The sequence below is a fragment of the Prevotella sp. ne3005 genome (assembly GCF_900110085.1).
Classification (GTDB): Bacteria; Bacteroidota; Bacteroidia; order Bacteroidales; family Bacteroidaceae; genus Prevotella.
In genome coordinates this window covers 127,874-147,920 of the sequence record NZ_FOCK01000008.1, presented here as the reverse complement: position 1 = coordinate 147,920, position 20,047 = coordinate 127,874, and the positions used below count along the sequence as shown (strand labels likewise).

Below are 20,047 nucleotides of genomic sequence, written 5' to 3'. Positions count from 1 at the left end.
CACATAAACCTGCACAAATGTGCAATTTTGTGCAGGTTTATGCACACAAAGTGGTACTTTTGTGCAATCTGAGGGATTACTTTTTCAGGTCGGGATAGCTGATACGGGTGTGATAGATGGTTTTCAGCTTCTCGATAAGCACAGTCTTGGCATAGGCAATGTCTCGGAAGGTGATGGGACACTCCTTGAAATAGCCCTCTGCAACCTGAGTGTCAATGAGCTTGTTGACAAGTTCTCTGATCGTCTTCTCCGTATAATCGGGTAACGAACGGGAGGCTGCCTCTACGGTGTCTGCCATCATCAGGATAGCCTGCTCCTTCGTAAAGGGATTCGGTCCAGGATAAGTGAAAAGCAGGTCGTCGATCTCCTCGTTGGGATGATTGTTCTTGTACTGTATGTAGAAGTACTTGGTCTTGCCCTGTCCGTGATGGGTGGTAATGAACTCTTTAATCACGTCGGGCAGATTGTATTTCTCGGCCAGTTTGACACCTTCCGTCACGTGACTGATAATCATCTGGGCACTGTCAATAGACCTCATCTTCTCATGGGGGTTCACGCCTGACTGATTCTCCGTGAAATAGATGGAATTGGCAATCTTGCCGATGTCATGATAGAGCGCACCCGTCCTTACCAACTGGCTCTTTCCACCAATCTTGTTGGCAATCTCTGCTGCCAGGTTTCCTACCTGGATAGAATGCTGGAACGTGCCTGGGGCTACCTCACTCATCTTACGAAGTAACTCCTTGTTCATATCCGACAGCTCAATCAGCGTGATGTTCGATGTGAAGCCGAAGGCCTTCTCAATCAGATAGAGTAGGGGATAGGAGCAGAACAGCAGCATACCGTTGATGGCAATGTAGTTGTACTCACTATAACTGATCTTGGTGAGGTCATTGTTACGTATCCAGTCCAGTGACAGATTGGTAAGGGTGGCAGCGATGGTCACGAAGACGGCTGTCCAGAACAACTGTGAACGACTCGACAATTCTCTCAGGGAGAAGATGGCCACCAGTCCGGCCACCAGTTCTACGGCAATAAACTCCAGCGGATACTGCAGGAAGCTGGCACAGATGAGCACCAACATGGCGTGGGTCATAAAGGCTGTACGAGAGTCCATGAACACGCGGATGAAGATGGGCACCATGGCGAATGGCAGGATATAGACATGCATGATATTGTGCTTGACCATCACAGAGGCCATGACCACGAATATGATGATCAGGGCATAGAGCATGGCCGTGGAGCGCATCTTGTCGAAATAATCTTTACGGAATAGTGTCAGATAGACGGTGAAGCAGGTAATGATGATAAACACCAGTAGGATCTGTCCCATGATGGTCAGACTGATCTTGTCATTGCCTTCCGCGCGACGTTGCATTTCTTTCTCAAACGAAAGCAGGATGTTATAGGTCTTTGTGTCGACAATATCGCCTCTGTCGACAATCTTCTGACCTCGCTGTACCAGTCCACTTGCTAAAGCGATACTGTTGTGCAGATCATTCAGGCTGGCCTCGCTGCGCTCCTTATCATAAATAAGGTTAGGGGTGATATAGTCGTTCAGACTGCATTTCATGAGAATCTCACGGTGGGCAGCCAGCGACTTGTCAAGGAAGATCTGCTCATAGGCCGAGATGACCGAGTTGACTTTTGTAATCTGCATGTTGACGGCATTCTTGCCATCGACGATGCGGATTACCTGCGAAGTGTCCTTGCTCAGCTTAGCATATTCCGAGCTGTTCATGATGCCCTGCGTATAGAGAGCGCGCAGTCGGTTGGCAATGATACTGATATAGTCGTTGGACAGCCCGGGTATGCCGTCGCTATAGTCCTTGGCGAATTGGCGCAGCTGCTTGACTACGATGTCGTTGTCATACAGGTAATAAGGCTCATATTCCTTCATCAGACTGTCGCGTTCAGCCTTCACCGCCTCGTCACTCTTATAGATGGGAAAATCGAAAGGCGCTTTTAGGTCGGCATAGCTCCATGGCTTACCTTTTTCTATCTTATAAGTATTGTGAGTGCTGCGCGGCATCAGCCATACGATGATGGCCACCGTTGCGACAATCAGTCCTGTCCGAATCAGAAAATCACGCCATGTGATATCGTTTTTTACGTTAAAACTGCTCATTTCTAAACAATATTATGCTTTTATGGTTGCAAAAATACAAAAATAAAATTAAATTTCGTAACTTTGCAGGCAAAAATAAGAAAAAGTATGTCAGAAAGAAGAGTTAGAGTTCGTTTTGCACCCAGTCCAACGGGCGCTTTGCATATTGGTGGTGTTCGTACCGCTTTGTATAATTACCTCTTTGCCAAGCAGCATGGTGGCGACTTGGTGTTCCGTATTGAGGACACTGATAGCAACCGTTTCGTGCCTGGTGCCGAGGAGTATATCATCGAGTCGTTCAAGTGGTTGGGCATTAAGTTCGACGAGGGTGTGAGCTTTGGTGGTGACAAAGGCCCCTACCGTCAGAGTGAGCGTCGCGACATCTATAAGAAATATGTGCAGCAGCTCCTCGATGCCGGTAAGGCCTATATCGCCTTCGACACCCCAGAGGAACTGGAGGCCAAGCGTGCTGAGATTCAGAACTTCCAGTACGACTGCCACACCCGCAGTCAGATGCGCAACTCGCTGACCCTCTCGAAAGAAGAGGTCGATCAGCTGATTGCCGATGGAAAGCAGTATGTGGTCCGTTTCAAGATCGAGGCAGGACAGGAGGTGCTTGTCAACGATCTCATCCGTGGTGAGGTACGGGTGAAGAGCGACATCCTCGACGATAAGGTGCTCTATAAGAGTGCCGACCAGTTGCCTACGTATCATCTGGCCAATATCGTCGACGACCATCTGATGGAGATCTCCCACGTTATCCGTGGTGAGGAATGGTTGCCTTCTGCTCCCTTGCATGTGTTGCTCTATCAGGCCTTTGGCTGGGAGGACACGATGCCTCAGTTTGCCCATCTGCCCCTGTTGCTGAAGCCCGATGGCAAAGGAAAACTCTCCAAGCGCGATGGCGACCGTCTGGGCTTCCCTGTATTCCCCTTGTTGTGGAAAGATCCCAAGAGTGGCGAGACCTCTCGCGGTTATCGCGAGGATGGCTACTTCCCCGAGGCCGTCATCAACTTCCTCGCCCTGTTGGGCTGGAATCCTGGCACCGAACAGGAAATCTTCTCTCTCGATGAGCTCGTGCCCCTCTTCGACATCAGCAAATGCTCGAAGGCTGGCGCCAAGTTTGCCTTTGAGAAGGCCATCTGGTTCAACCACGAGTATATCCTGAAGAAGTCCAACGAGGAGATTGCCGCCCTTTTCGAGCCCATCGTCAAGGCGCATTGTCCTAACGAGACTTCAGAGCGCATCCTCAAGGTGACAGAGATGATGAAAGACCGTGTGTCGTTTGTCCACGAGTTGTGGCCCCTCTGCTCCTTCTTCTTCGAGGCTCCCACCGAGTACGACGAGAAGACGGCCAAGAAACGCTGGAAGGAAGACTCTGCTGTTGTGATGAATGAACTCATCGCAGTACTCGAAGGCATCGATGACTTCTCGCTTGAGAATCAGGAGCGGATAGTTCATGCCTGGGTGGAGCAGAAGGAGTATAAGCTTGGTAATGTGATGAACGCCTGGCGTCTCACGCTCGTTGGTGAAGGCAAAGGGCCTGGCATGTTCGACATTTCTGCTTTCCTCGGTAAGGAGGAGACGATTGCAAGAATGAAACGCGCAATAGAAGTACTTGGCTGATGTTATACAACCTGATTATATACCTCTATCTTTTGGGAGTGGCTGTCTACAGCCGCTTCAATGATAAGGTGCGAAAGATGTGGCGTGGTGAGCGCGAGGCTTTCCGCATCCTGAGAGAGAAAGTCGATCCCAATGCGAAGTATGTGTGGTTCCATGCTGCCTCGCTGGGAGAGTTCGAACAGGGTCGCCCGCTGATGGAACAGTTGCGTCGCGACCATCCGGAGTATAAGATCCTGCTCACGTTCTTCTCGCCTTCAGGCTATGAGGTACGCAAAAACTATGAAGGTGCGGATATCATCACCTATCTGCCACTCGACACGATTACCAATGCCCGTCGTTTCCTGCGGACCATCCGCCCTGTGATGGCATTCTTCATCAAGTATGAGTTCTGGTACAACTATCTGCACATCCTGAAACACAGAGGTGTGCCCGTCTATAGTGTTTCCAGCATCTTCCGTCCCGATCAGGTGTTCTTCAAGTGGTATGGTCGTCAGTATGGCCGTGTGCTCAACTGCTTTACCCATTTCTTTGTACAGAATGAGGTGAGCAAAGAACTGCTGGCTAAGATAGGAATCAAGGAGGCAACGGTGGTGGGTGACACCCGTTTCGACCGCGTGCTCCAGATCAAGGAAGCTGCCAAGCAGCTCCCCATCGTTGAGGCCTTTGTGAAGGATGCTCCTCAGGTGTTTGTGGCTGGCTCATCTTGGCCTCCTGATGAGGAGATCTTCATCAAGTACTTTAATGAACACAAAGGTTGGAAGCTGATCATTGCTCCTCACGTCATTGGCGAGGACCATCTCGCGCAGATTGAAAAGCTCCTGACAGGCCGCAAAGTCCTCCGCTATACTGAGGCAGAAAAGAATAAGAATCAGACTGATCTGGCTGATGCCGAGGTGCTGATTATCAACTGCTTCGGACTGCTCTCCAGCATCTACCACTATGGTCAGGTGGCCTATGTGGGTGGAGGCTTTGGTGTGGGTATCCACAACCTCTTGGAGGCTGCCGTCTGGGATGTGCCTGTATTCTTCGGCCCCAACAACCAGAAATTCCAGGAGGCTCAGGGGCTGAAAAAGAGTGGTGGTCTCGAGATTCATGGCTACGACGACTTTGCCCAGTTCATGGATCGTTTCTCTGCTGATGCCCAATATCTTAAAGAACAGGGCCGTCAGGCAGGTCAGTTTGTCAAAGGTCAGGCAGGAGCCACCCAGAAAGTGCTGTCTGCCGTTTCGCTTTAGTATCTTATGAAGCCTATGTGGATGATGATGTTTACGCTCCTGCCGCTGGTGGCAATTATCTACATCGCCTGGCACGTATGGGTGATGTTGCCCTTCTCGGCCATCTGGAAATTGCTCATCATCCTTGCTGGCATCCTCTGTGTAGGTATGCTGTTCATGAATTTCGCCCGTAAGTTTGATAGCTACCCTCTGCCTGTGGCCCAGGCTGCCTATGAGATAGGCACCTCCTCCCTCATTGTGCTGCTCTATCTCGTCATGCTCTTCCTGGTGCTCGATCTCGGGCGTCTTGTCCATCTGGTGCCAAAGGCATTCCTCTTTCATAACGGCTATGCTGCGCTGGCCGTCTTCATCTTTATCTTCGGGCTCTTCCTCTATGGCAACCTCCACTATTATAATAAGGTACGCGTACCCCTGGAATTGAAGACCTCGAAGCCGTTGCCCAAGACGTATAAGGTGGTGATGGCCTCCGACCTCCATCTGGGCTATCATAATCCCCGTAAGGAACTGGCCCGTTGGGTGGATATGTTTAATGCCGAGAAGCCCGACTTCATCCTGATTGCTGGCGACATCATCGATGGCAGCATGCGTCCGCTCTTGGAAGAGCGCATGGCTGAGGAGTTCCATCGACTTCAGGCACCTGTCTATGCCTGTCTGGGCAATCATGAGTTTTATGCAGGTCATCCTGAAGCCAAGCAGTTCTATAAGGATGCTGGCATCCATTTGCTCATCGATGAGGCTGTCGTCGTGGATAGCGCCATTGTCATCATTGGCCGTGACGACCGCACAAACATGCGCCGTAAACCCGTCAAGGAATTAGTCGACTCCCTTCAATCTTCAATCTTCCGCTCGGCTTTGCCGCTTGGCTCGTCCAAGAATCTTCAATCTTCAATATTCAATATTCAATATTCAATAGTCCTCGACCATCAGCCCTACAACCTCGATCGTGCTGAGACTGCTGGCATCGACTTCCAACTTAGTGGTCACACCCATCGTGGACAAGTTTGGCCCATCTCCTGGATCACCGATCATATCTATGAATGTTCGTGGGGCAGCCATCAGCGTGGCAACACCCAGTTCTATATATCCTCTGGTCTGGGTATCTGGGGCGGTAAGTTCCGTATCGGTACCCAGAGCGAATACGTCGTCGCAACCCTCACCTCAGACAAATCCCTTTCAGACTGACCTCGTAAAAATGCGTTTATTTCGCTAAAACTGGTCAGAAATTCACACCTATGACGTCTGCATCGCTTCTATGTGATATTGGAATAAACCAGCCGCTCAGGCAGTTGAATTCATACCTGGGATAAGACTGGCAAGAAACTTGCAACCCGCCCTGTGGATTAGAAAAGATTCATTAATCCTTGAAACAGGCAAGAGAAACATCATTCTGTAGTGCCCAAATCCTTGAATCCTATGCCGTCTGGTGGGGAATTTAGATTCCTTAAGCTAAAAAATGCTAACATCGACGTGTTTTTCCATTTTATGATTTCCATTTTATGGAAAAATTGCTATCTTTGCCAGCAAAAAGGAACATGGCAAAGGAGATAGTAAAGATTGACAACCCGTTCGTGACAACAGGTTATGCAGGTGCTGAATATTTCTGCGATAGGGAAAAAGAAACAGCAGACATTATACGCTATCTGACTAACGGCAATAATGTAGCGTTGATCTCACCGCGCAGATATGGAAAGAGTGACTTGTTGCGTCATTGCTTCGCTCAGAAGGTAATCTCAGACCATTATTATACCTTTATTGTGGATATCTATTCCACCAAGACTGTTGCGGAGATGGTTGCCAAACTGGGTAGCGCTATCTTGGAGACCTTGAAGCCGAAAGGAAAGAAGGCATGGGAGAAGTTTCTCGCTATTCTTGCATCAGTACGCTCAGGTATATCTTTTGATATAAACGGCCAACCGTCATGGACTATGACTGTTGGCGACATTCAATCACCGACAGCCACGCTCGACGAGATTTTCACCTATCTGCAAAATGCAGACCGTCCCTGCTTGGTTGTCATTGACGAGTTCCAGCAGATAACTAAATACGGTGACCCGAATATTGAAGCTGAGATTCGAACCCGTGTTCAATACTGCAATAATGCCCACTTCGTGTTTTCTGGTTCCAGAAGACAGTTGATGGGAGCTATTTTCACCTCTCCTGCACGACCATTCTACCAGAGTGTCACCCTTTACCATCTTGGCCGTCTGCCATTGGACAGGTATACGGCGTTCTGCGTTTCTCACTTCAAGAAGAAAGGTAAAAGACTTGATGATGCCGTCGTGAGTCGTCTTTACAGCCAGTTCGACGGAGTCACCTATTACATGCAGAGAGTCATGAACGAATTGTTCAGCAGGACAGCTGCCGATGCCACATGTGTAGAAGACGATGTAAGTAAGGCCGTGGATGAGATTATAGCTGTGTCATCTCCCATCTACGAGGACCTGATGTATCAGCTGCCAGAGAAACAGAGTCGCGTGTTGGTTGCAGTGGCAAAGGATGGATGTGCAGAGAATGTGACCAGTGGGAAGTTCGTCAAACGGCATGGCCTTGTGTCACCCAATTCAGTGAAATCCGCCATTCCCGCATTGATAGACAAAGGGCTGCTCACTCAGGATAAGGGAACCTACAAGGTTTACGATCTGTTCTTCGCCTTATGGCTGGTTAAGAATTCCTAAAACAGCCTCCCCGAAGGGCTGCTCAATTGAAAGGACAAATCATGTAAAACTTTTCTTTTGCATGTTAGACTGCAAATATATGCTAATAATTTCTCCATAAGAATATTCCTATTTTTGAGGAAAGTGTCACTTTTTGCTGTAATCGATTGTAAATATGTGCATTAGATGCAGTGATGGTTTTTTAAAAGTATCACTCCTTTTTCTGATAAAGTAAAACAAGTTGTTTTACTTTATTGGTCATTATCCCGTCAATCCGGAGTCTGCAATCTTTGTTGTTATAGCCATGACTATGGATGCAAGAAGGGGGTATCCATCTGAAAAGATATGTTAAAACATTTCATTACAAGTGATGGATAGTGATACTTTTTACGAATCTATCACCTGTAGTAAGCTATTAAAAACCAGACGGTTATAACGAAAAGTGATACTTTTTGCTTTTTGTTCCCAAGCTTGGAATAATATGGGATGAGGCTTGTGTGGAAAACTTTTTGAGATAATATTTGGCTGTTTCAATAAGTTTTTCTACCTTTGCAGCCAAATTGCGAGGAGGGTACCCATCGCATTTTTTTCCCTATGATTAAGACTACATATTTTAGAAGGTTACTGACAGTTGCGCTCCTGGTCTGTTACTCCCTTTCAATGGGGGCACAGGAGGCAGAACAGATTATTGAGCACGATGGCAACAAGTATATCATCCATGTGGATCGGCTGAATCCCGACCCGGAGATGACGCTGCTGGATGTATTGCATATCTGTCCGGAACTGATGTCGACTGACGGTAAGACTCTTACGGCAGACTATCTGCTGTGTGTCGATGAAATCACACTGAACATCGACTATGAGCCTCTGCTCAACCAAATCAATGCCTGTGATCTCAGTGCTGTCACCGTGTTTGTTTATGGCAACGTAAACAACGCGATGGATGGTGTCACAGGATACATTGACCTACAGTTCAAGGAGGGTAAGGGACTGACAGGTAAACTCGGAATTAATGGCAGTACCTATGGCAACGGTCAGTTGTATGCGAATGTTGCCAATAGAGGCGACAACGTCACCGTTCGTGCCTTGGCGCAGACTAATCTGCAGTATGGTAAGGCTGAGTCATTGGCTGGTACTACCGTCACTTCCCGCAACGGGGTGGAGAATGCGATGCTTCTCGTGGACTGGCAGATTACTGACGACGATCTGCTGAAGTTTAAGCTCTCACAAGGCTATGGCGAACAGAAGGACCGTATGCAGAATATAGAGGATGAGAGTATGCTTTCCAGGCAACGGTGGGGCGAGCTGGTGGCCACCTATGAGCGCAACCTCAACGAACAAGGGGCTGGCCTCTATTTCGAGGCGGGCATGAACTATACGAGCGATGACCTAGAGATAATTAAGAATCGTACAGCCTCGCCTTGGTGGATAGCGGAAGCCAGCTTCCCACTCATGAAACAGGCACTCACGGTGACCATAGGCTATGAGGGCGGCTATGTAAACGACTGGTATCAGGACATAAACCGCGAACAATACCTCTATAATGACCTGTACGTATTGTTAGACTATAAGAAGGGACCGTGGACCATCAACCTGGGCGACCGCTTCAGGCACAATACCTTCTGGAATAGGCAATACGACAAGAGCGACGAGGGCCTGTGGTCGCACAACCGCAACGACCATGCCCTGATTGCCAGCGTAGGGTATCATAAAGGGCGTCATTCCGTACAAGGCGTCTTCAACCGCTCGTTTTTCAACCCAGTCGTCAGCAACTTTATAGACTATCTGGCAGAGAGCTCCTCCCAATATAATTCCGACTACAAGACGCAGTATGCCTGGCGGTCAGAGTTGCGTTATACCTATCAGACGGAGCGGTTGGTGGTAACTGGCAGTGCGACGCACACGCTGTTGACAGACCTGCCCACACCCAATCAGTCACTCACAGGCCTGGGGGCGTCTGTCACCTGGAATAAAGGGCCTCTCAGACTTACAGGTGGTGCCAACGTGTACCACCAGCATCTCGAAATCGAGGAACTTACCAATGATGACACTTTCTTCACCCTGAAGTTCGCCCCAACCCTGTTGTTGGGTAATGGCTTCAGACTGTCGTCCGTCTTACTCTTCAACAGTAAGAAGGATCTCCTTGAGCAACGTGCCCATCTTTACGCTTCAGTAAAGGTGAACAAGGACTTGGGAAAGCGCTGCAATGTGTTTGCGGATTTCCACGACATAGCAGGACAGCCTGAGACTACTAGTACCCTCGCTTTGATGCAGTCGTATAAGAACCGCGCTCTGACGATAGGACTTGCTTATTATCCTTGGAGGTAAGGCGGTTACTCCTGATCTTCAAGGTAGAATTTAGAGTAGGCAACGTAGTGTTTGGCGTTGTCGGTTTGGCCCGGGCGGACCGGTTTGAGGTATTTGGCAGGTACGCCACCCCAGATCTCACCAGCAGGAATCTTGGTATTCTGAAGCACAAGGGCACCAGCGGCTACGATGGAGCCTTCACCAATCTCGCAGCCGTCGAGTAGGGTGGAGCCCATGCCGATGAGGGCATTGTCGTGGATGGTGCAGGCATGCACGGTGACATTGTGGCCAATCGTCACGTAGTTGCCGATATGGGTAGGGCCAGTCTCATGGGTGACATGCACGCAACTGCCATCTTGGATGTTGGTGCAGTTGCCGATGGTGATGGGAGCCACGTCGCCACGCACGACGGCGTTGAACCATACGGAGCACTCGTCGCCCATCGTGACGTCGCCTACAATCGTGGCGTTCTCGCTAAAATAGCAATCTCGCCCCCATTTGGGAGCGAGACCGCGATAAGATTTAATCAGAGCCATGCCTCGGAGATTAGAGGTTGGGATTGATCTTGCTCCACTCAGATACAGGAGGAACGATGTTCAGTGTAACCAGCTCGTCGCGCATCTTGCAGAGGTGCTCGTAGCTCTGATCCAGCTTGGCGTTCTCGTCGGGAGTACCCTGGGGAACCTCGAACTTAGCACCATCGGCAGTCATGGTGGTCTTCATAGCCATCATGATGTGGTCGTACTTGTCGGTCTTCACATAGGTTCCAACGGGGAAGCGGAAGGGCTCGCCACCCATAGCGGCACGGATCATCTCAACAGAGAGATAAGCGGGGCTCTGGAATGAGCTGCGTCCACGGAGCTCGATGATCTTGGCGCCACCCTTGGTAACGTCGACCTTCATCTGCTCCCACTCCTCTGCGGGGAACTCGGCGGTGCCGATGATGTCGGTCAGCTTGCGGCCTGCAATCTCCACGTGGCTGCCGAATACGGCCATCTGCTCACCGTGGCCACCATAGGTAGCGCAACCAGTGATCTGATTCTGCATCACACCGAACTTCTTGGCGAGGGCGCTCTGCAGACGGGTGGTGTCGAGACCTGCGAGGGTAGTTACCTGACCAGGCTTCAAACCAGAGTAAAGCAGCGTTACCAGACCAGTGAGGTCGGCGGGGTTGAAGATGATTACCACGTGCTTCACGTCGGGGCAGAACTTCTTGATGTTCTGACCGAGCTCCTCAGCAATCTTACAGTTGCCAGCGAGCAGATCCTCACGGGTCATACCGGCCTTACGGGGAGCACCACCTGAAGAGATGATGTACTTAGCGTTCTTGAAAGCCTCCTCGGCGTCGGTGGTAGCAACGATGTTCACATCGTCGAAGCCGCTCTGGCGCATTTCCTCGGCTACACCCTCGGGTGAGAACACATCGTAAAGACAAATCTCTGTTGTCAGACCCATCATCAGAGCGGTCTGAGCCATGTTAGAACCAATCATTCCGGCAGCGCCGACGATGGTCAACTTCTCGTTTGTTAATGCCATAATTGTATAATTATAATTTTAAAGAATAATCAAAAAGTGCTGCAAAGTTACAAAAAAAGCCGCATATTTCCACCATTTGGAATATTAATCTTAGTTAATCCGTTGAAACTCTGACCAAATCTTCGTACCTTTGTAAAGTCGAAATTGCAAAACAAAGAGAAAATGGATATTAATCAGCGACTTGAAGACCTCCGTGAGGTGATGCGGCGCGAGCATCTGGCGGCCTGCATCTTCCCCAGTACAGACCCGCATCAGAGTGAATATGTGGCCGACCATTGGAAAGGCCGTGAGTGGATCAGCGGTTTTAACGGCTCGGCGGGTACGGCAGTGGTGACGCTGACCGCTGCTGCACTGTGGACGGACTCGCGCTATTTCCTGGCGGCAGAGGAACAGTTGAAGGGTACGGAATACCAACTGATGAAACTGAAGATCGAGGGTACGCCCACCGTCGCTGAGTGGATTGGTAGGGAGTGTGGCACTGGAGCAGAAGTGGCCGTCGACGGAATGGTGAACGCCACGAATGCCGTCAGAGACCTCATCAGCGACTTGCGGAAACAGGGTGGGATAACCCTTCGCACGAACTTCGACCCGCTGAAGCTGATATGGAAAGACCGACCTGCGATTCCAGAGAATCCCGTGGAGATCTATCCGCTGGAATATGCAGGTGAGGCTACCCATGACAAGATTGGCCGTATTCGTCGGGCCTTGCGTGAACGGCATGCCGACGGGATGCTGATGGCTGCACTCGATGACATCGCCTGGACACTGAACCTGCGTGGAACGGATGTGCATTGCAATCCTGTGTTCGTGAGTTATCTGCTGATTTCGTCGCAAACGGTTACTCTATATATTAATAAGGTGAAACTCCCTGCCGATGTGCTCGCTTATCTGAAGGCTGAGGGGGTAAAGGTGGAGGACTATGATCAGGTGGAGAACGGTCTGAAGGCCTATTTCGAGTATAATATCCTGCTCGACCCTGATGAGGTGAACTACCGGCTTTATGAGGTGGTGAGGAGCAAAGGCCAGCAGAATGGCAGCGCGAAGACGGAGATTGTGGAGGCAGAGTCGCCTGTGAAGCGGATGAAGACCGTCAAGAACGCGACAGAGATAGCGGGTTTTAGGTCGGCGATGCTGAAAGACGGCATCGCTATGGTGAAATTCCTCTACTGGCTCTCCAGCTATATCGGGAAACCAGAGATATCAGAACTGACGGAAATCGCGATTGATGAGAAACTGACCTCGTTGCGAGCCGAACAGCCTCTCTACCGCGATATCTCCTTCGATACCATCGCCGGCTACGGTAGCCATGCCGCCATCGTTCACTACGAAGCCACTCCAGAGACAGATATCCCCTTGCAACCTAAGGGTATGCTGTTGCTCGACAGTGGTGCCCAGTATCTTGATGGCACGACAGATATTACCCGTACCATCGCCCTTGGACCGCTTACCGATCTGGAGAAGCATATCTACACCCTTGTGCTCAAGGGGCATATCCAGATAGAACTCTGTAAGTTCCCAAGTGGTTCCAGCGGTACCCAGATTGATATCCTGGCTCGAAAGGATATGTGGCGCGAAGGTCTGAACTACCTGCATGGCACCGGGCATGGTGTAGGCACCTATCTGAATGTTCACGAGGGCCCCCACCAGTTCCGTATGGAGTGGAAACCGGCCCCGCTAGTGGCAGGCATGACCATTACCGATGAACCAGGCATCTACCTTCCTGACCGTTGTGGCGCCCGCACAGAGAACACTCTGCTGATCGTACCCTATAAGGAGACAGAATTCGGCAACTTCCTGCAGTTCGAGTCGCTTACCCTCTGTCCGATTGATAAGTCGCCCATTATCAAGGAGATGCTCCTGCAGGAGGAGGTGGACTGGCTCAATGATTACCATCGTCATGTGGCAGAGACTCTCTCGCCATATCTGTCTGAAGATGAGGCAGAATGGCTCCGTGAGGCCTGTGCGGCCATCTGAAATGGGAATTTTCAGCATATTTTTAATAAAAAAAGGATAAATACTTGGTAGATTCGTGAAATTGTTGTAACTTTGCACCCGCTTTTCGTGGCACCTGTGCCCGAGGCAGTAAGTTTAACATAAAATTATAAAAGCAAAGACAAATGATTATTGTACCAGTAAAAGAAGGCGAGAACATCGAGAAGGCCCTCAAGAAGTTCAAGAGAAAGTTCGAGAAGACAGGTGTTGTTAAGGAGCTGCGTCGTCGTCAGCAGTTTGACAAACCCTCTGTTCTGAAGCGCCTGAAGATGGAGCACGCCGTTTACGTACAGCAGCTTCGCACGAACGAGGAATAAAAAATATTCCTAAAAAATTTGGTAGTTTCAAGAATTTTCCGTAAATTCGTAGCCGAAATAGCATTGGTGGCGATTTTATGATGATTGACCAGTTTTTGAACTACCTGCGCTATGAGCGGAGTGCTTCTCCGCAGACAGTGCAGACATACGAAGAAGCCCTTCGGGAGTTTGATTCGTATATCAGCTTAAGGGATAACGGGCTTTCCCTGCAGGCGGTGGATGCCGACCTGATCCGTGACTGGATGGAGAGCCTGATGGATAAAGGAAACACTGCCTCAACAATTAACAAAAAGTTGAGCGCTCTGCGTTCCTTTTATCGCTTTTCCCTCAAGCGAGGACTGGTTGAGAAGGATCCTGCACATCTCGTGACGGGGCCGAAGAAATCAAAACCACTGCCGCAGTTCCTGCGCGAAGGAGAGATGGATAAGCTGCTGGATCAGCTCGAGTGGGGTAATACTTATAAAGATGTACGTGCGCGTACCATTTTATTATTATTCTATGAGGCGGGTCTGAGACGGTCGGAGTTGACCGGGCTGAATGACAGCGACATCGATTTCACGGCAGGACAGCTGAAGGTGACGGGAAAGAGGAATAAACAGCGCATCATTCCCTTTGGGGAGGAATTGGCCGAGACGCTGCACCACTACATGGCAGTGCGCGACGGACAGTTTGAGCATAGCGACGGTGCCCTGTTCCTCAGCGACAAGGGAAAGCGGATGACTGGCGGTCAGGTGTATGACATCGTTCATAAGAACCTCACGCTGGTGACTTCGATCAAGAAGCGCTCGCCCCACGTGCTCCGCCACTCCTTCGCCACGGCGATGCTGAACAACGGTGCCGGACTTGAGTCCATCAAGAGTCTGTTGGGTCATGAGAGCGTCAGTACGACCGAGATCTACACCCACACCACGTTCGAGCAACTCAAGCGAGTGTATAAAGAGGCTCACCCTAGAGCCTGAACCCTTATTAATAACTATTTAAAAATAGGAGGTAATTATGGAGATTAAGATTCAGTCGATTCATTTCGACGCTACCGAGAAGTTAGAGGCGTTCATCGAAAAGAAGGTCGCCAAGTTGGAAAAATCTTTTGAGGATATACAGAAAGTCGAGGTGCAGCTAAAAGTAGTGAAGCCTGCAACTGCTCAGAATAAGGAGACAAGCCTGTCTGTGGCAGTGCCCGGAAGCACATTGTTCGTAGAGAAGACAAGTGACTCATTTGAGGAAGGAGTGGACCTTTGTGTCGATTCTATGCGGGCTCAACTGCAGAAATTCAAGGAAAAATTAAGGAATAGATAAAAAAAACTTGGAAAAGTTTTGGTAATTCAAAAATAAGTAGTAACTTTGCAGCCGTTTTCCGACAGGTCGTAAATCTGAAACAGAGAGCGGCTGCTTAGAAAAGCCTCTTTAGCTCAGTTGGCCAGAGCACGTGATTTGTAATCTCGGGGTCGTTGGTTCGAATCCGACAAGAGGCTCGAAGAGAATCGGAGGATAGGCGCAAGCCAATTGTCCTCAGACTCAAGAAAAGGATCGGGAACGATTTGGGTGTTTTCCAGAGTGGCCAAATGGGGCAGACTGTAAATCTGCTGTCTTTCGACTTCGGTGGTTCGAATCCATCAGCACCCACTCCAAGAGATGTTTTGCGGAAATAGCTCAGTCGATAGAGCACTAGCCTTCCAAGCTGGGGGTCGCGGGTTTGAGCCCCGTTTTCCGCTCTAAACTCGCTGTAATAGCTCAGTGGTAGAGCACTTCCTTGGTAAGGAAGAGGTCCTGAGTTCAACTCTCAGTTACAGCTCTCTTGATTTGTTAGGAGGAGACTGAAAATTCGTAATATATAAACATTTAATAAACAAACAAAATGGCAAAAGAGAATTTTGTGCGCACCAAACCGCACGTAAACATCGGTACTATCGGTCACGTTGACCACGGTAAGACAACTCTGACTGCTGCTATCACCACCGTTCTGGCTAAGCAGGGTCTCTCTGAGGTTAAGTCATTCGACCAGATTGACAACGCTCCTGAGGAGAAGGAGCGCGGTATCACTATTAACACCGCTCACGTTGAGTATGAGACTGCAAAGCGTCACTACGCTCACGTTGACTGCCCGGGCCACGCTGACTATGTGAAGAACATGGTAACTGGTGCTGCTCAGATGGATGGTGCTATCCTCGTTGTTGCTGCAACTGACGGTCCTATGCCTCAGACCCGTGAGCACGTTCTGCTCGCTCGTCAGGTAAACGTTCCCCGTCTGGTTGTGTTCCTGAACAAGTGCGATATGGTTGAGGATGAGGAGATGCTGGAGCTCGTTGAGATGGAGGTTCAGGAGATTCTCGCTCAGTACGAGTTCGAAGATGATACTCCTATCATCCGTGGTTCTGCCCTCGGTGCCCTGAACGGTGTTGAGAAGTGGGAGCAGAAGGTGATGGAGCTGATGGATACCTGCGACACTTGGATCCAGGAGCCTCCTCGTGCTACCGACAAGCCCTTCCTGATGCCTGTTGAGGACGTATTCTCAATCACAGGTCGTGGTACTGTTGCTACTGGTCGTATCGAGACTGGTGTGATCCACGTAGGTGATGAGGTTGAGCTGCTCGGTCTCGGTGAGGACAAGAAGTCAGTTGTTACTGGCGTTGAGATGTTCCGTAAGATCCTTGACGAGGGTCAGGCTGGTGATAACGTAGGTCTGCTGCTCCGCGGTATCGACAAGAACGAGATCAAGCGTGGTATGGTGCTCTGCCATCCGGGTCAGATCAAGCCCTTCAAGAAGTTCAAGGCTTCTATCTATGTCCTGAAGAAGGAAGAGGGTGGTCGTCACACTCCGTTCGGAAACAAGTATCGTCCCCAGTTCTACCTCCGCACCATGGACTGCACAGGTGAGATCACTCTCCCCGCTGGTGTTGAGATGGTAATGCCTGGTGATAACGTAGAGATCACCGTTGAGCTGATCTACGCCGTTGCCCTGAACCAGGGTCTGCGCTTCGCTATCCGCGAGGGTGGTCGTACGGTTGGTTCTGGTCAGATCACAGAGGTGTTCGAGGACTAATATAAGTCTTAAGCCCTCGCAAGCAGCGAGGGCTTAATTTACGGGAATAGCTCAGTTGGTAGAGCATCGGTCTCCAAAACCGAGGGTCGTGGGTTCGAGTCCTCCTTCCCGTGCAAATATAACAGGATATGTTTAAGAAGATCATTAATTATTGCAAGGCTTGTTATGACGAGCTTGCGCATAAGACAACTTGGCCGACCCGTAAGGAGTTGACGCACAGCGCAGTGGTAGTACTTTCCGCTTCGCTGATTATCGCTTTGGTGGTGTGGGCAATGGATTTTGTATTCAAGTCGTTTATGAGTCTGGTTTATCCGGGCTAATACATTTGTAGAGAGATGGCTCAGTCAGGAATGAAATGGTATGTGCTTCGCGCTGTAAGTGGTAAGGAAGGCAAGGTCAAGGAGTATTTAGAGGCTCTGATGAAGAAGGATGCTTTTCTTGCTTCTAATGTCAGTCAGATTTTACTGCCGACAGAGAAGTATGCGCAGCTCCGCAATGGCAAGCGTGTTGTTAAGGAGAAGCTGTTCCTTCCGGGTTATGTGCTCGTAGAGGCTAATCTCGTTGGTGAGATGGCTTCCACTTTGCGCTTCATCCCCAATGTGCTGGGCTTCCTTGGCGGTATGGATAACCCCACGCCTGTCAAGCAGTCTGACATCAACCGTATCCTGGGTGTTGCCGAGGAGACGGAGATCAAGAGTGAGGAGATCAGCGTACCTTATATGGTAGATGAAGCTGTCAAGGTGACCGATGGTCCTTTCAGTGGATTTAGCGGAATCATTGAGGAGGTGAATGCGGAGAAGCATAAGTTGAAGGTCATGGTTAAGATCTTCGGTCGTAAGACACCTCTGGAACTTAATTATAATCAAGTAGAGAAAGAATAGGGCATAATTGTTACGGTATGCCGATTCTATATATGGTTGCGGGAGGCTTCCACTCCCAAGGCTTATATAACAATTCAATAAATTATTAACAGAAATGGCTAAAGAAGTTGCTGGATTAATCAAATTACAGATTAAAGGTGGCGCTGCAAATCCCTCGCCCCCAGTAGGACCTGCTCTGGGTTCTAAGGGTATCAACATTATGGGATTCTGCAAAGAGTTCAACGCCAGAACCCAGGATAAGGCAGGTAAGATTATCCCTGTCGTTATCACTTACTACACTGACAAGTCATTCACGTTCGAGCTGAAGACTCCTCCCGCAGCTGTACAGCTGAAGGAGGCTGCCAAGGTTAAGAGCGGTTCTGCAGAGCCCAACCGTAAGAAGGTTGCATCCGTGACCTGGGATCAGGTGAAAGCTATTGCAGAGGACAAGATGAAGGACTTGAACTGCTTTACCGTTGAGTCAGCTATGAAGCTGATTGCAGGTACAGCCCGTAGTATGGGTATCACTGTAAAAGGGGACTTCCCTGGTAAATAATTAATAACTTCAATTAGAACAATGAGTAAACTGACAAAAAATCAAAAGTTGGTAGCTGATAAGGTTGAAGCAGGGAAAGCATACTCTTTGAAAGAAGCCGCTGCACTGGTGAAGGAGATTACCACCACCAAGTTTGAGGCTTCAGTAGATATCGATGTACGCTTGGGCGTTGACCCGCGTAAGGCTAACCAGATGGTTCGTGGCGTGGTATCGCTGCCGAACGGTACTGGTAAGGTCACTCGCGTGCTCGCTCTCTGTACCCCTGATCAGGAAGCTGCTGCTAAGGAAGCAGGTGCCGACTATGTTGGTCTTGACGAATATATCGAAAAGATCAAGGGCGGTTGGACAGATGTTGATGTTATCATCACGATGCCCTCTTGCATGGGTAAGTTAGGTCCTCTCGGCCGTGTGCTCGGTCCTCGTGGCCTGATGCCAAACCCCAAGAGCGGTACTGTTACTATGGATGTTGCTAAGGCTGTAAAGGAAGTAAAGCAGGGTAAGATTGACTTTAAGGTTGACAAGGCTGGTATCGTCCACACGTCAATCGGTAAAGTGACCTTCACTGCAGATCAGATCTTTGAGAATGCGAAGGAGTTCATCTCTACCATTATCAAGCTGAAGCCTGCTGCCGCCAAGGGTACATACATCAAGAGTATTTTCCTCTCGAGCACTATGAGTATGGGTATCAAGGTAGATCCTAAATCAGTTGAGTAAAATTGATAATTGAAAATTGAAAGATTGAAATGAAAAAGGAAGTAAAAGATACTATCATCGTAGAACTCGGAGAGCAGTTAAAGGCTTATCCTCATTTCTATCTGGTAGACCTTACCGGACTGAATGCTGCTAAGACCTCTGACCTCCGTCGCAAGTGCTTCAAGAGCGAAATCAAACTGCTGGTTGTGAAGAACAAGCTTCTGCACAAGGCATTTGAGGCCTCTGAGATAGATTACTCACCGTTGTATGACTGCCTGAAGGGTAACACTGCTATCATGTTCACCCAGACAGCTAACGAGCCTGCCAAGTTGATTAAGGAGTACAAGAAGGAAGGTATCCCCGCCCTGAAGGGTGCATATGCTGAGGAGAGCTTCTTCGTAGGTGCTGACAAACTTGATGAGCTGGTAGCTATCAAGAGCAAGAACGAACTTATCGCCGATGTTGTGGCTCTGCTGCAGTCGCCGATCAAGAATGTCGTATCTGGCTTGAATGCTGGTGGTAAGATCCACGGTCTGCTTGACGCTATCGCTGAGCGTAACAAATAAGCGAACAAGTAACATTAACATTAAAAACAATTAAAATTTTAAATAAAATGGCAGATATTAAAGCTATTGCTGAGCAGTTGGTAAATCTGACTGTTAAGGAAGTAAACGAGTTGGCAACAGTCCTGAAGGACGAGTATGGAATTGAGCCCGCAGCTGCAGCTGTTGCTGTTGCAGCCGGTCCTGCAGCTGGTGGCGAGGCCGCTGCTGCTGAGGAGAAGACTTCTTTCGACGTTGTTCTGAAGTCTGCAGGTGCTGCTAAGCTCCAGGTTGTAAAGGCCGTTAAGGAGGCTTGTGGTCTTGGTCTGAAGGAAGCTAAGGATCTGGTTGACGGTGCCCCCGCTACCATTAAGGAGGGTCTGTCTAAGGACGAGGCTGAGAATCTGAAGAAGACCATCGAGGCTGCTGGTGCTGAGGTTGAGCTGAAGTAATTCGCACAACAATACCTATGTGGTTGGGGGCTCTCCAGTAGAGAGTTCCCGACCATTTTTTGTCTCTTGATCCGGATAATCCGGATTGTTCCGGATAAACCGGTTGTAAGAATCAACAAGAAGAAATAAA

The 20,047-nt window shown here is 49.4% G+C and carries 19 protein-coding genes and 5 tRNA genes; 21 read left to right on the top strand and 3 right to left on the bottom strand.

Going from position 1 to position 20,047, the window contains the following annotated elements:
• Positions 1-76 precede the first annotated feature (76 nt).
• Positions 77-2,128, bottom strand: a complete 2,052-nt coding sequence (locus BMY16_RS12620; protein WP_091842992.1) for an HD family phosphohydrolase — start codon at positions 2,126-2,128, stop codon at positions 77-79.
• 87 nt (positions 2,129-2,215) lie between these two features.
• Here BMY16_RS12620 and gltX point away from each other — a divergent pair, with 87 nt between their 5' ends.
• The 5 genes from gltX (at position 2,216) to BMY16_RS12595 (ending at position 9,950) form a co-directional block, all read left to right on the top strand.
• Positions 2,216-3,733 carry a glutamate--tRNA ligase gene (gene gltX / locus BMY16_RS12615; RefSeq protein WP_091842990.1) on the top strand — a complete coding sequence of 506 codons (1,518 nt, stop codon included), beginning with the start codon at positions 2,216-2,218 and terminating at the stop codon, positions 3,731-3,733.
• On the top strand, positions 3,733-4,968 hold the full coding sequence (locus tag BMY16_RS12610; protein WP_091842987.1) for a 3-deoxy-D-manno-octulosonic acid transferase: 1,236 nt from the start codon (positions 3,733-3,735) through the stop codon (positions 4,966-4,968). Before gltX ends, BMY16_RS12610 begins: the two co-directional genes overlap by 1 nt.
• Positions 4,969-4,974: 6 nt before the next feature.
• Positions 4,975-6,150, top strand: a complete 1,176-nt coding sequence (locus BMY16_RS12605; RefSeq protein WP_170836099.1) for a metallophosphoesterase — start codon at positions 4,975-4,977, stop codon at positions 6,148-6,150.
• A gap of 350 nt (positions 6,151-6,500) precedes the next feature.
• On the top strand, positions 6,501-7,643 hold the full coding sequence (locus BMY16_RS12600; protein WP_244513055.1) for an AAA family ATPase: 1,143 nt from the start codon (positions 6,501-6,503) through the stop codon (positions 7,641-7,643).
• A gap of 573 nt (positions 7,644-8,216) precedes the next feature.
• The gene (locus BMY16_RS12595) at positions 8,217-9,950 is read left to right on the top strand and encodes a TonB-dependent receptor (RefSeq protein ID WP_139207223.1); all 1,734 of its coding nucleotides are present in this window, start codon (positions 8,217-8,219) and stop codon (positions 9,948-9,950) included.
• A 5-nt stretch (positions 9,951-9,955) separates the two neighbouring features.
• On the opposite strand, the gene BMY16_RS12590 is transcribed toward BMY16_RS12595, so the two are convergent.
• Together BMY16_RS12590 and BMY16_RS12585 are read right to left on the bottom strand one after the other, a co-directional pair.
• Positions 9,956-10,465: a gamma carbonic anhydrase family protein gene (locus BMY16_RS12590; RefSeq protein WP_091842982.1), complete on the bottom strand. Its 510-nt coding sequence runs from the start codon at positions 10,463-10,465 to the stop codon at positions 9,956-9,958.
• A gap of 10 nt (positions 10,466-10,475) precedes the next feature.
• Entirely contained in the window at positions 10,476-11,468 is a 993-nt protein-coding gene (locus BMY16_RS12585) for a malate dehydrogenase (protein WP_091842979.1), read from the bottom strand.
• Between the two features lie 159 nt (positions 11,469-11,627).
• Here BMY16_RS12585 and BMY16_RS12580 point away from each other — a divergent pair, with 159 nt between their 5' ends.
• From BMY16_RS12580 to rplL, 16 genes are all read left to right on the top strand, one after another.
• On the top strand, positions 11,628-13,439 hold the full coding sequence (locus BMY16_RS12580; protein ID WP_091842977.1) for an aminopeptidase P family protein: 1,812 nt from the start codon (positions 11,628-11,630) through the stop codon (positions 13,437-13,439).
• Positions 13,440-13,582: 143 nt separating this feature from the next.
• Positions 13,583-13,774, top strand: coding sequence for a 30S ribosomal protein S21 (gene rpsU, locus BMY16_RS12575; RefSeq protein WP_028902393.1), 192 nt, complete (start codon positions 13,583-13,585; stop codon positions 13,772-13,774).
• 77 nt (positions 13,775-13,851) lie between these two features.
• Positions 13,852-14,733, top strand: a complete 882-nt coding sequence (locus BMY16_RS12570; RefSeq protein WP_091842974.1) for a tyrosine recombinase XerC — start codon at positions 13,852-13,854, stop codon at positions 14,731-14,733.
• Between the two features lie 37 nt (positions 14,734-14,770).
• The gene (gene hpf / locus BMY16_RS12565; protein ID WP_091842971.1) at positions 14,771-15,070 is read left to right on the top strand and encodes a ribosome hibernation-promoting factor, HPF/YfiA family; all 300 of its coding nucleotides are present in this window, start codon (positions 14,771-14,773) and stop codon (positions 15,068-15,070) included.
• A 102-nt stretch (positions 15,071-15,172) separates the two neighbouring features.
• Positions 15,173-15,246 (top strand) — tRNA-Thr (locus tag BMY16_RS12560).
• Between the two features lie 68 nt (positions 15,247-15,314).
• Positions 15,315-15,397 (top strand) — tRNA-Tyr (locus BMY16_RS12555).
• 16 nt (positions 15,398-15,413) lie between these two features.
• Positions 15,414-15,486: transfer RNA gene (locus BMY16_RS12550), tRNA-Gly, on the top strand.
• Between the two features lie 8 nt (positions 15,487-15,494).
• Positions 15,495-15,566, top strand: a tRNA-Thr gene (locus BMY16_RS12545).
• 63 nt (positions 15,567-15,629) lie between these two features.
• Complete coding sequence (gene tuf, locus BMY16_RS12540; RefSeq protein ID WP_091842969.1) at positions 15,630-16,814, top strand: elongation factor Tu; 1,185 nt, start codon at positions 15,630-15,632, stop codon at positions 16,812-16,814.
• Positions 16,815-16,854: 40 nt separating this feature from the next.
• Positions 16,855-16,927, top strand: a tRNA-Trp gene (locus BMY16_RS12535).
• Between the two features lie 15 nt (positions 16,928-16,942).
• Positions 16,943-17,134, top strand: coding sequence for a preprotein translocase subunit SecE (gene secE, locus BMY16_RS12530; protein ID WP_091842966.1), 192 nt, complete (start codon positions 16,943-16,945; stop codon positions 17,132-17,134).
• A 15-nt stretch (positions 17,135-17,149) separates the two neighbouring features.
• Positions 17,150-17,695 carry a transcription termination/antitermination protein NusG gene (gene nusG / locus BMY16_RS12525; protein WP_091842963.1) on the top strand — a complete coding sequence of 182 codons (546 nt, stop codon included), beginning with the start codon at positions 17,150-17,152 and terminating at the stop codon, positions 17,693-17,695.
• Positions 17,696-17,789: 94 nt separating this feature from the next.
• Positions 17,790-18,230, top strand: a complete 441-nt coding sequence (gene rplK, locus BMY16_RS12520; protein ID WP_091842961.1) for a 50S ribosomal protein L11 — start codon at positions 17,790-17,792, stop codon at positions 18,228-18,230.
• A 21-nt stretch (positions 18,231-18,251) separates the two neighbouring features.
• Positions 18,252-18,944 (top strand): 50S ribosomal protein L1, encoded by a 693-nt coding sequence (rplA, locus tag BMY16_RS12515; protein WP_091842959.1) that lies wholly within the window; start codon positions 18,252-18,254, stop codon positions 18,942-18,944.
• Positions 18,945-18,973: 29 nt separating this feature from the next.
• On the top strand, positions 18,974-19,489 hold the full coding sequence (gene rplJ, locus BMY16_RS12510) for a 50S ribosomal protein L10 (protein WP_091842955.1): 516 nt from the start codon (positions 18,974-18,976) through the stop codon (positions 19,487-19,489).
• Positions 19,490-19,536: 47 nt separating this feature from the next.
• Positions 19,537-19,917, top strand: a complete 381-nt coding sequence (gene rplL / locus BMY16_RS12505) for a 50S ribosomal protein L7/L12 (protein ID WP_091842953.1) — start codon at positions 19,537-19,539, stop codon at positions 19,915-19,917.
• The last annotated feature ends 130 nt before the right edge of the window (positions 19,918-20,047 follow it).

Excerpts from the sequence above, each read along its gene's own strand:
- BMY16_RS12620 (WP_091842992.1), bottom strand. The coding sequence starts at position 2,128 with ATGAGCAGTTTTAACGTAAAAAACGATATCACATGGCGTGATTTTCTG.
- gltX (WP_091842990.1), top strand. The coding sequence starts at position 2,216 with ATGTCAGAAAGAAGAGTTAGAGTTCGTTTTGCACCCAGTCCAACGGGC.
- BMY16_RS12610 (WP_091842987.1), top strand. The coding sequence starts at position 3,733 with ATGTTATACAACCTGATTATATACCTCTATCTTTTGGGAGTGGCTGTC.
- BMY16_RS12605 (WP_170836099.1), top strand. The coding sequence starts at position 4,975 with ATGAAGCCTATGTGGATGATGATGTTTACGCTCCTGCCGCTGGTGGCA.
- BMY16_RS12600 (WP_244513055.1), top strand. The coding sequence starts at position 6,501 with ATGGCAAAGGAGATAGTAAAGATTGACAACCCGTTCGTGACAACAGGT.
- BMY16_RS12595 (WP_139207223.1), top strand. The coding sequence starts at position 8,217 with ATGATTAAGACTACATATTTTAGAAGGTTACTGACAGTTGCGCTCCTG.
- BMY16_RS12590 (WP_091842982.1), bottom strand. The coding sequence starts at position 10,465 with ATGGCTCTGATTAAATCTTATCGCGGTCTCGCTCCCAAATGGGGGCGA.
- BMY16_RS12580 (WP_091842977.1), top strand. The coding sequence starts at position 11,628 with ATGGATATTAATCAGCGACTTGAAGACCTCCGTGAGGTGATGCGGCGC.
- rpsU (WP_028902393.1), top strand. The coding sequence starts at position 13,583 with ATGATTATTGTACCAGTAAAAGAAGGCGAGAACATCGAGAAGGCCCTC.
- BMY16_RS12570 (WP_091842974.1), top strand. The coding sequence starts at position 13,852 with ATGATGATTGACCAGTTTTTGAACTACCTGCGCTATGAGCGGAGTGCT.
- hpf (WP_091842971.1), top strand. The coding sequence starts at position 14,771 with ATGGAGATTAAGATTCAGTCGATTCATTTCGACGCTACCGAGAAGTTA.
- tuf (WP_091842969.1), top strand. The coding sequence starts at position 15,630 with ATGGCAAAAGAGAATTTTGTGCGCACCAAACCGCACGTAAACATCGGT.
- secE (WP_091842966.1), top strand. The coding sequence starts at position 16,943 with ATGTTTAAGAAGATCATTAATTATTGCAAGGCTTGTTATGACGAGCTT.
- nusG (WP_091842963.1), top strand. The coding sequence starts at position 17,150 with ATGGCTCAGTCAGGAATGAAATGGTATGTGCTTCGCGCTGTAAGTGGT.
- rplK (WP_091842961.1), top strand. The coding sequence starts at position 17,790 with ATGGCTAAAGAAGTTGCTGGATTAATCAAATTACAGATTAAAGGTGGC.
- rplA (WP_091842959.1), top strand. The coding sequence starts at position 18,252 with ATGAGTAAACTGACAAAAAATCAAAAGTTGGTAGCTGATAAGGTTGAA.
- rplJ (WP_091842955.1), top strand. The coding sequence starts at position 18,974 with ATGAAAAAGGAAGTAAAAGATACTATCATCGTAGAACTCGGAGAGCAG.
- rplL (WP_091842953.1), top strand. The coding sequence starts at position 19,537 with ATGGCAGATATTAAAGCTATTGCTGAGCAGTTGGTAAATCTGACTGTT.